Raw genomic sequence first — 14,027 nt, 5'->3', positions numbered from 1 at the left:
CCCAGCTTCCGACATTTGGCGTCCCAGTCCATATTCAGGCTGGGTTTCTTTTTTCTCGGTCACTCTTAAAAAGAAATAGTTCCTGCTGGTGGGCGAGAAAAGTGTGCGTCTTGGGCTAGCCTATGATATATTTAAGATAAAGAAAAACGAAGGTTGGAAAAGGTCGGTGTTCACTTTGACTGAGATACACGGTAGAATTCTTTCCTTTCCTTCGTCACTCCCGGGCCTCCCGCCGGAGCTTACTAGGTTTGAGCTCGTGGCCCTGGCAGCGGATGCCCCCTTTTATTTGCTGCGGTCCCTCCAGGACGACAAGGTGGGGTTTATCTTGGTAAACCCCTTTTTCTTTTTCCCCCATTACGAATTCGACCTGCCCCGGGACGAGACGGACGCCCTGGGAGTGTCGTCGGCAGAAGAGGTCGCCGTCTTTTGCATTGTAAATGCGTCCCGGGGTCCGAAGGCGGCCACGGTGAACCTGCTGGCCCCCGTGGTGGTCAACGTGGCCACCGGAGTGGCCCGCCAGGTGGTGCTGGCCGACTCCCGCTACGGCCTGCGGCATCCCCTCCCCTTAGGGCTGGAAACTTCATGCCCGGAAGGTGAGAGCCCGGCTGACAAGGGGGAGGGCTGCTAGTGCTGGTACTCACCCGGAAGAAGGGACAGGGGCTGGTCATAGGGCACGGCATACGGGTAGTGGTGGTGGAAGTCAGCGGTGAATACGTGCGCCTAGGGGTGGAAGCTCCGCTCCAGGTTCCCGTATTCCGGGAGGAAATCTACCGCGCCCTCGAGGAGGAAAACCGCGCGGCCCTGGCCTCCGGAGCGAGCCTGGAGGGCCTAAAGTTCCTGGCGGCCGGATCGGCCCGGGGGCCAGGTCGCGGCGGAGATGGGAAGGCTTGAAAAAGCCGCCCCTGCCATGGGGAGGCCTACGGCAGGGGGGCGGGGGGCACTTTTGGCAACCAAAATCTGTCCCCAAGGAGGATTTCCGGTTGTTAAGTAGCGGCCCCCGGCAGCCGATATATGAGGACGAAGGGGTTTTTCTTAAAGTCTTTACTTATTGCCGATGGGGTGGCTGAAGATGGCTGGTACGGTTAACCGCGTGGGAGGCCTTGCTTCGGGCCTGGATATAGACCAGATCATATCGGACCTCATGAAGGCCCAGCGCCTGCGCCTGGATAGAATAAAGCAGGACAAGGAGATCTGGCAGTGGCGGCAGGAGGATTATCGTTCCCTAAATTCAAGCCTCCTGGCCCTGCGGAACGTAGTCTTCAACCTGCGCCTCCAGGCCACCTTTACGGCCAAGACGGCGGCGTCTTCCGATTCTAGTATCGTCACCGCCGCGGCCGCCGGCAGTGCGGTGCCTACCGTATACCAGGTTAAGGTGGAAAGCCTGGCCACGGCGGCCACCAACGTGAGTACCGAGAGTATTTCAAAGCCGGAGGGCGATAAGATTGATCCCTCGGCCAGCCTCCTATCCCAATTAGATAAATTGAAGGGCGGAAACGCCCTGGGGCTCAATGAGAACAATACGAGTTTTTCCTTTACCATCAACGGTCAGGAATTTACCGTCGATGCCGCAACGGACAGCCTGAACACTATTATCGCCAAAGTCAACGCCACCAAGGAAGCCGGAGTGACCATGTTCTACGATCCCGTGGCCGACAAGGTGGCTATTGCCACCACTTACACCGGCGACCGGAATCCGGCTGGCGACCCGGATGGCGATGCTGAAATACAGCTCGACGGCGCTTTTTTGACGGAGGTCTTATTCCTCAATGAAGCCAATGAGCAAGGCGGGACCGACGCCAAGTTTAGCATAAACGGATTGGAACTTACCAGCCATACCAATTCCTACACGGTAAACGGGGTTACCTTCAACTTCACCGGTATCACCGCGGGGGGCCTCAACGGAACGGCTACTACGGTCACCGTGGACTACGATGTGGATGCCGCGGTGAAGGCCATCAAGGACTTCGTGGACAAATACAACGAGGTCATCGCCCTAATCAACGCCAAGCTCAACGAGGCTCGTTATCCCGACTACCGGCCCCTTACGGAAACCGAAATAGAGGAAGGCAAGCTGACGGAAAAGCAGATCGATCAGTGGCAGGCCAAGGCCAGGAGCGGGATCTTGAAAAACGACCCCCTCCTCAGGAGTGTGCTGGATTCCATGCGGAGGGTCCTGGGCGGGGTGGTGGAAGGTTTAAACGAAGAAGTTACGGTAACGGTAGGTGGCCAGAAGCAGGACGTGGCGGCCGACAGGTTGAGCGTCATAGGCATAACTACCGGACCCTACACGGAAAACGGCAAGCTTTACCTGGATGAAGGCCGCCTGCGGGAGGCCCTGGAGTCCAATCCCGAGGCGGTGATGGCCCTCTTTACCAGGACCCGGGATGAGAACGGCAACGAGCTGCCGGCTGCCCGGCAGGGTATCGCCCAGCAACTGTATGAAGCCATAAATAAGGGCATCGAGCGCATAACCTCCCAGGCCGGCACGGCGGGGGCCCTGGTGGATAACAGCTACATCGGCCGGCTCCTCCGGGAATACGACCGTCGCCTGGAAGATTACGAAGAAAGGCTGGCCCGCCTGGAAGACCGTTACTGGAGGCAGTTTACCGCCCTGGAGACGGCCATAAACCGCATGAATATGCAGAGCATGTGGCTGGCCCAGAACTTTATGTCCGGAGGGCAGTAGGCCGCAACGGGCCTGCACGTTGGCGTATCCCCACTTTTTTGCAGGAGAGGCCTGCCTTGGCTTGAAAGCGAGCGACTAAACCCGAGCGGTTGCCAAACTTCACGAAGACGAAAAGCGGAGGCGGACCCGAGGCCATGGACGGCCGAGGCTGGCAACTGATACAGGATGTCGAATTTGCCGGGAAGTCCGCCGGAGCTTGAGACTGAGTGGTAGTTTGGCCCGCGAGGGTTTTCGGAGCGAGCGAAAGCCAAGCAGACCTATGCTCGAAAGTGGGGAAACGTCAGGCCTGCACCCGGGTGAAGAGTTTAATCATATACACCGGCAGGAGAGAAAGCCCGTGAAGAGCGAGCTGCGCAGGCTGGGGGAACAAAGAAAAATCTTATGGCAGCGGTACTATGCCCTCGTGGCCGAACAACACCGCCTGTTGACCCTCGGCAGCCTTGAGGAGCTGGGAGCCGTCCTGGACCGCAAAGACGAAGTTATAGGAGAACTGGAAGAGCTGGAGAAAAGGTGGGAATATTTGCGCGAGGGCCAGGCACCCGGTGACGGGGATTATTCCGGGGAACTGGAAGCCCTGGAGGGGGAAATTAGGGCCCTGGTGGAGCAGGTGGGGGAGACGGAGAGGGCTTCTTTAGAGGTGGCCGGGCGCCTCAGGGATCAAATCATGGACAAACTGGCGGAGGTGCAGCAGGCAAGGCAATTATTTACCGCTTACGGTGCTCCAGACTGCCCCGTGCAGGGGGCGTTCCTGGATAAGGCCCGTTGAGGCTCGAGGGCAATAAAAGTGCAATAAACAAGAAGCGGTGCAGGGGGGAGGTGTTGCCGTGCGCATCGAGGGTGTGGACCCGGTAATCATCGGCCAGGTTCAGGGACAAACCTCAAACCGGCAAGTACAGACGGCCAAGGGGATAAGGGTAAGCACCGAACGCAAAGAACACGAAGAGCGGGGGAACCTGGGAAGTTACCCTTATGAAAGGGTAGCCCAGGCGGTGGACCAGGTCAACAAGACGGTTGACGCCTTTAATATCAAGTTGCGCTTTGAACTCAACGAAGAGGACGGCGAATTGTACGTCTATATCATCGACGGGGAAGGGAAAGTCATCCGGAGGATACCTCCCCAGAACATACTGGAGGCGGCCTCCCGCATGCAGCAAGTGGTGGGGCTCATTATAGACGCCCTCATATAAAAGAGCCCGCCGGCGTGCCGGAGACGGGCGACAGAGGTTGGCCGGTCTGGGGAGGGGAAGGGCCGGCGCTGGGCGGCCGGACGGTCATGGCGCAGGCCTCTCATCAGGTATTCGGTGGGGAGTGAAGGAGATGGCCCTCAACAACCCTTATCAGGCCTATCGAACAAACCAGGTGTTTACCCTCTCCCGGGAAAAGCTGGTCCTTATGATGTACGATGGAGGGCTCAGGTTTTGCCGCCAGGGCCTGACAGCCTTAAAAGACAGGGATTACGGAAGAGCAAACGAGAACTTAATCCGTGCCCAGGAGATACTGGCGGAGCTCATGGCCGGTTTGAACTTTGAAGCCGGGGAGGTGGCCCGCCAGCTCTACCGGCTTTACGAGTTCATGCACTGGTACCTGGTCCAGGCCAACATAAACAAAAAGGCCGATATGGTAGAAGAGGTTATCGAACTGCTCCAGGGGTTGCGGGATGCCTGGGAAGAGGCAGTTAAGAAAGGCCAGAGTCGCAGTTCCGATACCCAGGCCGGCAACCTGAACCTGCAGGGCTAGCCGGCCAGGGAAGCGGGGTGCCGAGGGAGCTGCTCTAAGAGGGGGTTAGGACACCCCTTGACGGGAAGCAATACGGCCGGGGATTAAAGGAAGTTAGGGCTGCGCGTGGGATGGGAGGCGTCAGTAGTGGCCAGTCACATTGCCATCACCAAGCTGTCCAGCCGCGGGCAGATAGTGATACCCAAGGAGATCAGGGAACTACTGGCCTGGGAGGCGGGGGACCATGTGGCCGTTGAAGTTCAGGGGGACAAGGTGGTACTGCGCAGGCTCGTCCTGGACAGCTTTCTGGGGGAAGGCGCGGTGGAGAATAAAAGGGTTGGCAAAATAAAGGTGGAAGGCCGTAATCTCTCCTGAAGGCGCTTGACGGATGCGGCCTGTAAATGTTAAAACTTTGGTGTACTGAAAAAACGGGGAGGCACTACGCGGGCTTCCCTTTTTTGATGTTTGGGAGAGAGGGGGAAGATTATGGATCTGAAGGAAGAGATTGCTCGCGAAGTTGAAGAAGAGACGGGGATACCGGTGTCCGAGAGGGATATCGAGGGGATTATTTCCAGCCTTCTGGTGACGTCCCACTTTTGGGAGGTAGTGCAGAGGTCGCGCCTGCCCTTTAACGTGGTGGCCGCGTCCGTTGATCTGTTCCACCGGCGGGGCTGGGTAAAAATGGAGGGTGATGGCTCCCTTACCTTTACTGCCGCAGGAAAGGATATGGCGGTCAGGGAGGGAATAGAACCGGAGAAAGATTTTGTCTGCCCTGGCTGCCTGGGCCGGGGGGTGTCGTGGCAGGACCTGGAGGGATTATACCGGCGCTTCGTAGAAATTGCGGGGCGGCGTCCGGAGCCCATCAAAGAATACGATCAGGGCTTTGTGACGGCGGAAACCACGGTGAGCAGAATAGCCCTTATGGCGGACCGGGGGGACCTGGCGGGGAAACGGCTGCTGGTGTTGGGCGATGACGATCTCGTAAGCTTGGCCGCCGGGCTCTCGGGGATGCCCGAGGAAGTGGTCGTCCTGGAAATCGACGACCGGCTTATCGACTTCATTAACGAGGTGGCGGAGGAAAACCGGCTCCCGGTAAAGGCCCGGAGGTACGACTTTCGCCAAAAGCTGCCCGAGGAGTACGTAGGCTCCTTCCATACCTTTACTACCGATCCCCCGGAAACCCTGGAGGCACTCGAGGTCTGTTTAGGTCGGGGGCTTCTCAGCTTGAGGGGAGAAGGGTGTGCCGGCTATTTCGGCCTTACCCATGCGGAGTCTTCCCTCAGGAAATGGAATGAACTCCAGCAGCTTCTGGTGGGCAAATTTAAAGTCACCATCACCGACATTATCGAGGATTTCAACCACTACGTGAACTGGGATTACCTTCTTCCCAGCCTTAAGAAGACCTTTCCCTTCCTAAAGTTCCCCCCGCGCATCAATTGGTATCGTTCGGCCATGTACCGCATCCAGACCCTGGGACAAGTAGAGGGCCTAAGAAACGAGGCTGCTGAGTGCGAGCTGTACGTGGATAAAGAGGCCCTCATATACGGTTGAGGCCAAAATTTTTTACCTAAAATTTGGCGAACGGTGCAGGATTTTGCCAATAGATGTTGAATCTATCCAGTCAAACAGTAAGAGTTTTTTACTCCAGGAAGTTTATGTCAAGGGCAAGCTCTCCGAAAGGGGAAGCGCGCAAAGCCATGGGTCTACGGCCCCGGCTCCTTAAAGAAGCAAGGGGCTAAGATCGCCAGGCTGCCGTTCCTGGAGTGGGAGAAAAGGCCTGCCCTTGGGAGGAGCAGGCCTTTTTACTAAGGCGCCCTTCTTGGGGACCGTAGTCCCAGAGAAAATTAGGACGGTGGTCGGATACACATTTTACCAATTTCTTATTAAACTAAATTAGGCGGAGAAAGACGAAAAAAAAAGAAAAAGAGGGGATTTTAGGTGTTCATGACGCCTACCCTGCAGGTACTGGGCAAAGCCCTGGACGCTGCCGCCCTGCGGCAGCGAACTATTGCCCACAACATCGCCAATGTCAACACGCCGGGGTTCAAGCGTTATTACGTGACCTTTGAGGACGAACTACGGCGTGCTTTAAACGGCGGAGGTGGGTTGCCCCTCTACCGCACCCATCCCCGGCACCTTCCGCAGGACGCTCTTTCCCTGGAGCCGCGGGTCGAACAGGAGCGGACCACTTCCATGAGGGAAGACGGCAACAATGTGGACGTGGATCGGGAAATGGTGGAGCTGGTCATGAACACCCTCAACTACAACCTCCTGGTACACCAGCTAAACGGCCGCCTGGGGATGCTGCGGCATGTTATTAGCGAAGGGAGGCGATAGGGGTGGAACTTCTTCCCGCCCTGGCCATTAGCTCTTCGGGACTGACGGCAGAGCGTTTGCGCATTGATTTGATAGCCGGTAACCTGGCCAACATCAACACCACCCGCACGGCCGGGGGGGGTCCCTACCGCCGGCGGGTTGCCGTTTTTGCCGAGCGCCTGCAGGCGGCTATGGCCCCGCAAAGGACCCAATGGCCGGGTGGCGGCGTAAGGGTGGCGGCCATTGTGGAAGACAGCACGCCCCCAAGGCTGGTATACGACCCTTCCCATCCGGATGCGGACGCCCGGGGCTATGTGGCCTTCCCCAACATCAACGTGGTAAACGAGATGGTAGATCTGATTACCGCTGCGCGGGCCTATGAAGCTAATGCCACGGTTCTCAACGCCGCCAAAAGTATTTCCCTGAAGGCCTTGGAGATCGGCCGCGTATAATTGGGATAGAAGGCTTTACCGAGGAGAGGGGATGCACCCGTGTTATCCAGTCAAGTCTCCATGCTCATGCCCATGGCGGGAAAGCTCGTTCCCGGCGAGGAAGGCCCTGCCAGGTCCGGCGCAGCGCAGTTGGCGGCGTCCTTCGGCGAGATACTGGCCGCCAAATTAAGGGAGCTGGAAGAAAGCCAGAAACAGGCCGATAGGCTTACCTTCCAGTACTTGGCCGGGCAGGTGCAGGACCTCCACCAGGTGACCCTCGCCCTGGAAGAAGCTAGTTTATCCCTCCAGCTGGCGGTGCAGGTGCGCAATAAAGTGCTGGAAGCTTACCAGGAAATCTTCCGGATGCAGTTGTAAGGAGTTGGGGGATGAAGTTCCAGGACCTACCGCAAAAAGTGACCGGTTATTGGAGCAACCTTACACCCTCCAGGCGGTCGGCCCTGCTGGTGGTGGTCGTAGCAAGCCTGGTGGCCGGCACTTTATTTATCACGTGGTTAATAAGGCCTAAGTATGCACCCTTGTTTACCGGCCTCGACCAGCAAGATGCGGCCGCGGTGGTGGCCAAGCTGAAGGAGATGAACATCCCCTTTCAACTGGCCGATGAGGGGACCACCATCCTGGTGCCCCAGGACAGAGTCTACGAGACGCGCCTGGACCTGGCCAGCGCCGGTGTACTGGGCGGGCAGACCCTGGGCTTCGAGCTCTTCGACCAGAATAAACTGGGTATGACCGATTTTGAACGGCACATTAACTACCAGCGGGCCCTGCAGGGGGAGCTGCAGCGCACCATTACTTCCCTGGAAGAAGTGGAGGACGCCCGGGTTCACCTGGTGCTGCCCCAGCCGAGCGTATTCCTGGAGGAGCAGGCCCCGCCCTCGGCCTCCATCGTCTTGAAGCTAAAACCCCTGGCCCGTCTCCGGCCCGAGCAGGTCCAGGGCATAATGCAGCTGGTGGCGGCCAGCGTAGAAGGTCTTAAACCGGAAAATGTGCATATCATTGATACCCAGGGCAATGTTTTGAGCGCGGGTTTGGCCGAGGGTGAAAGCGGCCCCATCACCGCCCAGCAGCAAAAGCAACAGGAGCTCAAGCAGGCCCTGGAAAAGGACCTCGAGCAGCGGATTCAAAACATGCTCACCAGGATTTTGGGTCCCGGGCAGGCCGTAGTGATGGTGAATGCGGAGCTTGATTTTAACCAGCAGGAAGTCTTCCGTAAGGAGTGGGGTGACGAGGGAGCCCTCCGCAGTGAGCAAGTTATAACCGAGCAGGGCACCGGCGGTGCGGCCGGCGGGCCGGCGGGCGATCCCAACAGGGAGCCGCCGGGTTACGCGGTGGTAATGCCGGAAAACAGCACTTACGAGAAATCCGACATCACGCGTAACTACGAGCTGGACGAAACCCAGACGCGCATCGTATACGCTCCGGGCCAGATAAGGAGGCTTTCCACCTCCGTAGCCGTCAACGGGCCGGTGGACCCTGCCAGGGAAGAGCAGATCCGCCAGATCGTGGAGGCGGCGGTGGGCTACCAGCCTGAACGGGGCGACCAGATAGCGGTCTTGAGCCTGGCCTTCGACAACACCTGGCAGGAGAGGGCTGCGGCTGAAATGGCGGCTGCCGAGGAGGCGGAGCGCCGCCGGCACCAGATCCTCTTATATGCCGGCCTGGCGGCAGCCGGGTTGACCCTACTGATTTTCCTCATAGTACTCCTCATCGTATGGCGGCGACGCCGGGCGGCACCCGTCGCGGAGCCCCTGGCGGGGGTGGAGTTGCCCCTCCCGGGTGCCCGGGTGACGGAAGAACAGGTCGCCGTCAGTGAAGAAGAGCGACGGGAGGAGATAGAACGCCGGGCCCGCCAGGAGAAGCTGCGGGAGCTGGTACGGCAGCATCCGGAAGATGTGGCCCAGCTCCTTAGAGCATGGTTGAGGGAGGAGTAAACTGTAAAAGTGGCGCGGCAGAGGCAACTAACCGGCCTGGAGAAGGCCGCCATTTTTCTCATAACTCTGGGTCCCGAATTGTCCTCCCTGGTCATAAAACAGTTGCCCCAGGAGGACATGGAACGGGTTACCTACCAGATCGCCAACACCACCACGGTAGACCCGGAGACCAAACAGCATGTCGTGGATGAATTCTGGGAGCTCCATGAGGCCAGGCAGTACATTATCCAGGGCGGCATAAAGTATGCCCGGGAGGTGCTGGAGAGGGCGGTAGGTCCCGCCCGGGCGGCCGAGATTATCAAGAAGCTGATGGCTACGTCCAAGATTCGGCCCTTTAACACCATTCGCAAGGCAGACCCCAAGCAGCTGGTGAATTTCCTCTATAACGAGCACCCCCAGACCATCGCCCTAATTTTGGCCTACCTGGAGCCGGAACAGGCGGCAGTGGTGCTAAGCTCCCTTCCGGAGGAATTCCAGGCCGATGTGGCCAAGCGGTTGGCCCTCATGGAGCGGGCCTCTCCGGAAACGGTGCGGGAACTGGAGCAGATTCTAGAGCAGCGCCTCTCTTCCGTGGTGGGGCAGGACTTCGCCGTGGCGGGCGGGATAAAGGCCCTCGTGGACGTCCTTAACCGGGTGGACCGGGCCACCGAGCGCACCATACTGGAATCCTTGGAGCAGGAAGATCCCGAATTGGCCGACGAGATACGCAAGCGCATGTTCGTCTTTGAGGACATCATTGTCCTGGACGACAATTCCATCCGGCGGGTTCTCCGGGAAGTGGACATGAAGGACCTGGCCCTGGCCCTGAAGACGGCCAGCGAAGAAGTGGCCAACCGCATCTACCGCAACCTTTCCAAGCGGGCGGCGGAAATGCTCAAAGAGGACATCGAGTATATGGGTCCTACCCGGCTGCGGGACGTAGAGGCTGCCCAGCAGCGGATAGTTCAGATCATTCGCCGCCTGGACGAAACCGGGGAGATTATTATCGCCAGGGGTGGACAGGATGCTGTGGTGGTCTAGGGTTATCAAGGAGGTCGCCGCGCCGGGAGGAGAATACGAGGTTCCGGTGCGGGAGATGTCCAGGTGGTGGCGGGAGGACGGGGAAGGGTCCGGCTGCGGGGAAGACCCCCGGATCGGGGAGAGGGCAGCTGCCCTCCTGGAAGATGCTCGCCGCGAGGCCGACCTTATTTTGCAGGCGGCACGGGAGGAGGCCGAGGAGCTCAAGGCCAGGGCCCGGGAAGAAGGGTACCGGGCCGGTTGGGAGGAAGGGCGAAAGGCCGGCTTCCGAGCTGGTGCGGCCGAGGCGGAGGCCCTGCGGGAGGAAGCCGAGGGTTTACGCCGGCAGGCGGGCAAGGTTCTGGAGGAAGCCCGGGCGGCCTACCGGGATACCCTGCGGGCGGCAGAAGAGGACATCCTGGGCCTGGCCCTGGAGGTCGCGGCCAAGATAATCAGACGGCAGGTGGAGCTGGCGCCGGAAGTGGTCCTGGACATCACCCGCAGCGCCCTGCAACGGGTGGCGGAAGGTCAAATTTACACCATATATGCCGCACCCGCCGACGCCGATTTCCTGCGGCAACGCCGGGAGGAATTGCTGCAGGATATGAGCGCCGGCGCCCGGCTGCAGATCGTGGCGGATGAAGCCCTGCAGCCCGGGGGTTTCAGGGTGGAGACGGAAAACGGATTTATAGACGCTACGGTGGAGAGCCAGCTGGAAGAAGTGCGCCGGCTCCTGCGGGCGGGTGGGAAGGGTAAGGAATGGGCGGACAGGCTCTAGTCCTTGAGGCCTTGCGCCGGGCCGACCTATGGAAGCAGGGGGGTAAGATCACCAGGGTTACCGGCCTTACCCTGGAGGCGCGGGGCCTAAAGGCGGCCATCGGAGAAGTATGTTACATATACAATAACGGCCGCTCTCCTGTGGTGGCCGAAGTGGTAGGCTTCCGGGAGAATGTGACCTTGCTCATGCCCCTGGGAGATCTGGAGGGCATAGGACCCGGCTGCCGGGTAATGGCCACGGGACAGGGGTTGAAGGTGACGGTGGGCAGGGGGCTCCTGGGCCGGGTGCTGGACGGCCTGGGCAGGCCCCTGGACGGCGGGCGGCCTGTCGTGGGGACCGGGTATCCCATCAACAATTCACCGCCCCAGCCCCTGGAGAGGCAGCCCATTCAGGAGGTCCTTACGACGGGTGTCAAGGCCATCGATGCCCTCCTCACTTGCGGGCTGGGCCAGAGGGTAGGAATTTTTGCCGGCAGTGGCGTGGGTAAGAGCACCCTGCTGGGTATGATCGCCCGCCACAGCACGGCGGACATCAACGTCATCGCCCTCATCGGCGAGCGGGGACGGGAAGTGCGGGATTTCCTGGAGGACAACCTGGGAGAGGAGGGCCTCAAGCGGTCGGTGGTGGTGGTGGCCACCTCGGACCAGCCTGCTCTGGTGCGGATCAAAGGGGCCTTCGTGGCCACGGCCATTGCCGAGTATTTTCGCGACCAGGGCCTTAAAGTGCTGTTGATGATGGATTCCCTCACCCGGCTGTGCATGGCCCAGCGAGAGGTGGGTCTGGCCATAGGAGAGCCGCCCACCACCCGGGGTTACACGCCCTCGGTTTTTGCCCTGCTGCCGCGGCTGGTGGAGAGGGCGGGCAACAGCTCCCGGGGTTCCATCACCGGCCTTTATACCGTTCTGGTGGAGGGAGATGATTTCAACGAACCGGTGGCCGATGCGGTGAGGGGGCTTCTGGACGGCCATATCGTCCTGTCGCGCCAGCTGGCGGCCCGCAATCATTATCCGGCCATTGACGTCTTGGCGAGCTTAAGCCGCCTTATGCCGGAGATCACCCCCGCCCGCCAGCGGGAACTGGCCGGGAGGCTGAGGGATCTGCAGGCCGCTTATGCCGAGGCCGCCGATCTCATTGAGATCGGCGCCTACCAGGCGGGCTCCAACCCCCGGGTGGACGCGGCCCTGAAATATTACGACGCTATTCAGGCTTTCCTGCGCCAGGACAAGGAAGAGTATTTTTCCTACGAACAAACCATGGAATTTCTGGCCTCGGCCCTAAAGGATTAAGTCCGGTGAAGGAGGTAAGCCAGGTTGCGGCCCTTCCGCTTTTCCCTGGAAAAAGTACATAACTACCGCCAGGCGGTTGAAGAACACCGCAAGAGGGAATTGGCCGGCGCCCGGCTGCGACAGGAGGAAGAGGAGAGACGACTGCGGGTGTACGTGGAGGAAAGGGAGGCCTTCCAAGACAGGTGGGCCGGGGGACCGGAAGAGGCCAGCCTGGGCGAATTCTGGCAGAGGGACCTTTACCTGCAGATATTGAATGCGAGGATCGACGGTCAGGCGGAGAGAGTGATCCGGGCGGCGGCTGCAGTAAAGGAGTGCCAGGACCTGGTAAGGGAGGCTATGCGGGAGCGCAAGGTCCTCGAACGGTTGAAGGCGCGGAAGCAGGCGGTTTACAACTACACGGCCGCCCGGGAGGAGCAAAAGCAACTGGATGATGTGGCGGTAGTAGCTTTCAACCGGCGAGGGGCGGAGAATTAATTTCCCGAAAGGAGGTGAACCGGTGAGCCCTTACCCCATCGGCAAGCTCCAGTTACAGGCTAAGGCGCAACCGGGAGTTACCAGGCAGGAGAAGGACCACGACACCCCTCCCTTTTCCGCCTGCCTGGCCGGCCTGGTCCTCCATATCCAGGGTACCCCGGTCCAGGAGGGCCCGCGGCTGGGGAGCCCGGAAAATCCTGCTGCACCGGCAGAAGGGGAGACGGGTGTCGGCCCGGGTCCCGTTGGGCAGGTTGCAGATTTAATTGCGGGTGTAGCCGGTGACCTTTGGTCCGCCGCCGGGGAGGGAACCAACCGGGCGCCCGGGGGGGCCACGGGTGCGGCGTTGACCGTCCGGCTGGTAGAGGCGCAGATGGACGAGTGGAGCGGGGGCCCTAAGCCGACGGTAACCCCGGAAGGGGCCGCGGTGCCGCCGACCCCTGAGCCACCGCCCGTTATAGCCGGAGGGAGGAACCAGGCCGAGCCGGTTCTGCCGGTAGGAGCCCAGGGCCGGGGAGGGGGGACGCCACCTTCGGGCCCCAGGACCCCGGGGCTAGCGGCGGCCGGGGATAAAGGGGCGGCGGTTCTTGCCCTGGCGGGTGGCCCTCATGGGCATGAGCAGGCTGAGGGAGGAGTGAGGACTTACCAGGTGCCGGAAGCGCATGAGGCCCCTGCCGCGGCGGGAGGCACAAGGAGTTCCGGCCCGTCTCCGGCCGCCGGTAGCGGTTCAGTACCGGTCAGGGCGGATGGTGTACGTCACTTGCAGGAGGACGGTGCACCTGTCAGGTATAGTGTAGTGTCGGAGAAGATCGGAGAAAAGCCGGGGATGGGAGAGGGAAGAGGGCCTGCGGTAAACCTAGAGGCTAACGAGGGATTCCATGTCGGGGGGAGTGTTTCGCCCAGGGTTACCGGTACCGCGGCAGGCAGTGCTGCCCCGGTGGGGGAAAAGTCTGCCGTCCCTTCAGGACCGGCGGGGGTGCCCACGGCCGAGCTGGCGGCCAGGATAATTTCCCTGACCCGGGGGAGCAGGACGGAGCGGCAAGAGCTGGAACTCCAGCTTAAGCCCCCCGGTCTGGGCAAAATGCGCCTGTATACCGTACTGGTGGACAACCGGCTGTCCGTGCACATGGTGGTAGAAACCCCGGAGGCCGGGCGGGTGCTCCAGTTGTCCTTGCCCGAGCTGCGGCAGGCCCTCCAGGGCCAGGGGCTGAGCCTGGACCAGGTCCAGGTGCAGGTAAATGGGGGGTACTCCGGAGACCGGGAAGGCCCGGCCGGAAGGGAAGGGTGGCCCGGCCCCGGTAGCCGGGAGTGGCGATGGTATGCAGGGGGCGAGCAGGAAGATATACCCCCCCCTCCCTGGGACGTCCCATATCGGCTGGATTACCTGGCTTAAGCAAG

At 60.4% G+C, this 14,027-nt stretch carries 17 protein-coding genes and 1 riboswitch; all 17 genes read left to right on the top strand.

Annotated features, from left to right (window positions below; genetic code table 11):
• Positions 1–166: 166 nt before the first annotated feature.
• The 17 genes from fliW to TAMC210_RS12380 all read left to right on the top strand — a co-directional run bounded on the left by fliW (position 167) and on the right by TAMC210_RS12380 (position 14,022).
• Positions 167–628: a flagellar assembly protein FliW gene (fliW, locus tag TAMC210_RS12460; protein WP_173299115.1), complete on the top strand. Its 462-nt coding sequence runs from the start codon at positions 167–169 to the stop codon at positions 626–628.
• The gene (gene csrA / locus TAMC210_RS14020) at positions 628–891 is read left to right on the top strand and encodes a carbon storage regulator CsrA (RefSeq protein ID WP_173299114.1); all 264 of its coding nucleotides are present in this window, start codon (positions 628–630) and stop codon (positions 889–891) included. The genes fliW and csrA overlap by 1 nt, the downstream gene beginning before the upstream one ends.
• A 178-nt stretch (positions 892–1,069) precedes the next feature.
• Entirely contained in the window at positions 1,070–2,686 is a 1,617-nt protein-coding gene (fliD, locus tag TAMC210_RS12450) for a flagellar filament capping protein FliD (protein WP_173299113.1), read from the top strand.
• Between the two features lie 337 nt (positions 2,687–3,023).
• Positions 3,024–3,452, top strand: coding sequence for a hypothetical protein (locus tag TAMC210_RS12445; protein ID WP_173299112.1), 429 nt, complete (start codon positions 3,024–3,026; stop codon positions 3,450–3,452).
• 58 nt (positions 3,453–3,510) lie between these two features.
• Positions 3,511–3,873 carry a flagellar protein FlaG gene (locus tag TAMC210_RS12440; RefSeq protein WP_173299111.1) on the top strand — a complete coding sequence of 121 codons (363 nt, stop codon included), beginning with the start codon at positions 3,511–3,513 and terminating at the stop codon, positions 3,871–3,873.
• 130 nt (positions 3,874–4,003) lie between these two features.
• Positions 4,004–4,423 carry a flagellar export chaperone FliS gene (gene fliS, locus TAMC210_RS12435; protein WP_173299110.1) on the top strand — a complete coding sequence of 140 codons (420 nt, stop codon included), beginning with the start codon at positions 4,004–4,006 and terminating at the stop codon, positions 4,421–4,423.
• Positions 4,424–4,549: 126 nt separating this feature from the next.
• On the top strand, positions 4,550–4,777 hold the full coding sequence (locus TAMC210_RS12430; protein ID WP_173299109.1) for an AbrB/MazE/SpoVT family DNA-binding domain-containing protein: 228 nt from the start codon (positions 4,550–4,552) through the stop codon (positions 4,775–4,777).
• Between the two features lie 111 nt (positions 4,778–4,888).
• The gene (locus TAMC210_RS12425) at positions 4,889–5,953 is read left to right on the top strand and encodes a bis-aminopropyl spermidine synthase family protein (RefSeq protein ID WP_173299108.1); all 1,065 of its coding nucleotides are present in this window, start codon (positions 4,889–4,891) and stop codon (positions 5,951–5,953) included.
• A 102-nt stretch (positions 5,954–6,055) separates the two neighbouring features.
• Positions 6,056–6,159: riboswitch (cyclic di-GMP riboswitch) on the top strand.
• A 187-nt stretch (positions 6,160–6,346) separates the two neighbouring features.
• Positions 6,347–6,739: a flagellar basal body rod protein FlgB gene (gene flgB / locus TAMC210_RS12420; protein WP_173299107.1), complete on the top strand. Its 393-nt coding sequence runs from the start codon at positions 6,347–6,349 to the stop codon at positions 6,737–6,739.
• Between the two features lie 2 nt (positions 6,740–6,741).
• The gene (gene flgC, locus TAMC210_RS12415) at positions 6,742–7,170 is read left to right on the top strand and encodes a flagellar basal body rod protein FlgC (RefSeq protein WP_173299106.1); all 429 of its coding nucleotides are present in this window, start codon (positions 6,742–6,744) and stop codon (positions 7,168–7,170) included.
• Positions 7,171–7,209: 39 nt separating this feature from the next.
• Positions 7,210–7,524, top strand: coding sequence for a flagellar hook-basal body complex protein FliE (gene fliE, locus TAMC210_RS12410; RefSeq protein WP_254388662.1), 315 nt, complete (start codon positions 7,210–7,212; stop codon positions 7,522–7,524).
• A gap of 11 nt (positions 7,525–7,535) precedes the next feature.
• Positions 7,536–9,098 carry a flagellar basal-body MS-ring/collar protein FliF gene (gene fliF / locus TAMC210_RS12405; RefSeq protein WP_173299105.1) on the top strand — a complete coding sequence of 521 codons (1,563 nt, stop codon included), beginning with the start codon at positions 7,536–7,538 and terminating at the stop codon, positions 9,096–9,098.
• 9 nt (positions 9,099–9,107) lie between these two features.
• Positions 9,108–10,118, top strand: coding sequence for a flagellar motor switch protein FliG (fliG, locus tag TAMC210_RS12400; RefSeq protein WP_173299104.1), 1,011 nt, complete (start codon positions 9,108–9,110; stop codon positions 10,116–10,118).
• Positions 10,102–10,872, top strand: coding sequence for a FliH/SctL family protein (locus tag TAMC210_RS12395; protein ID WP_173299103.1), 771 nt, complete (start codon positions 10,102–10,104; stop codon positions 10,870–10,872). Before fliG ends, TAMC210_RS12395 begins: the two co-directional genes overlap by 17 nt.
• The gene (fliI, locus tag TAMC210_RS12390; protein WP_173299102.1) at positions 10,854–12,158 is read left to right on the top strand and encodes a flagellar protein export ATPase FliI; all 1,305 of its coding nucleotides are present in this window, start codon (positions 10,854–10,856) and stop codon (positions 12,156–12,158) included. The genes TAMC210_RS12395 and fliI overlap by 19 nt, the downstream gene beginning before the upstream one ends.
• 24 nt (positions 12,159–12,182) lie before the next feature.
• Positions 12,183–12,632, top strand: a complete 450-nt coding sequence (gene fliJ / locus TAMC210_RS12385) for a flagellar export protein FliJ (protein WP_173299101.1) — start codon at positions 12,183–12,185, stop codon at positions 12,630–12,632.
• Positions 12,633–12,654: 22 nt separating this feature from the next.
• A complete protein-coding gene (locus TAMC210_RS12380) occupies positions 12,655–14,022 on the top strand; it encodes a flagellar hook-length control protein FliK (protein ID WP_173299100.1) in 1,368 nt (455 codons plus the stop codon).
• The last annotated feature ends 5 nt before the right edge of the window (positions 14,023–14,027 follow it).

The sequence above is a fragment of the Thermanaeromonas sp. C210 genome, assembly GCF_013167955.1.
Taxonomy (GTDB): Bacteria; Bacillota; DSM-521; order Neomoorellales; family Neomoorellaceae; genus UBA12545.
The sequence above is the reverse complement of the archived record's forward strand: the minus strand, read 5'-3'. Positions and strand labels throughout refer to the sequence as shown.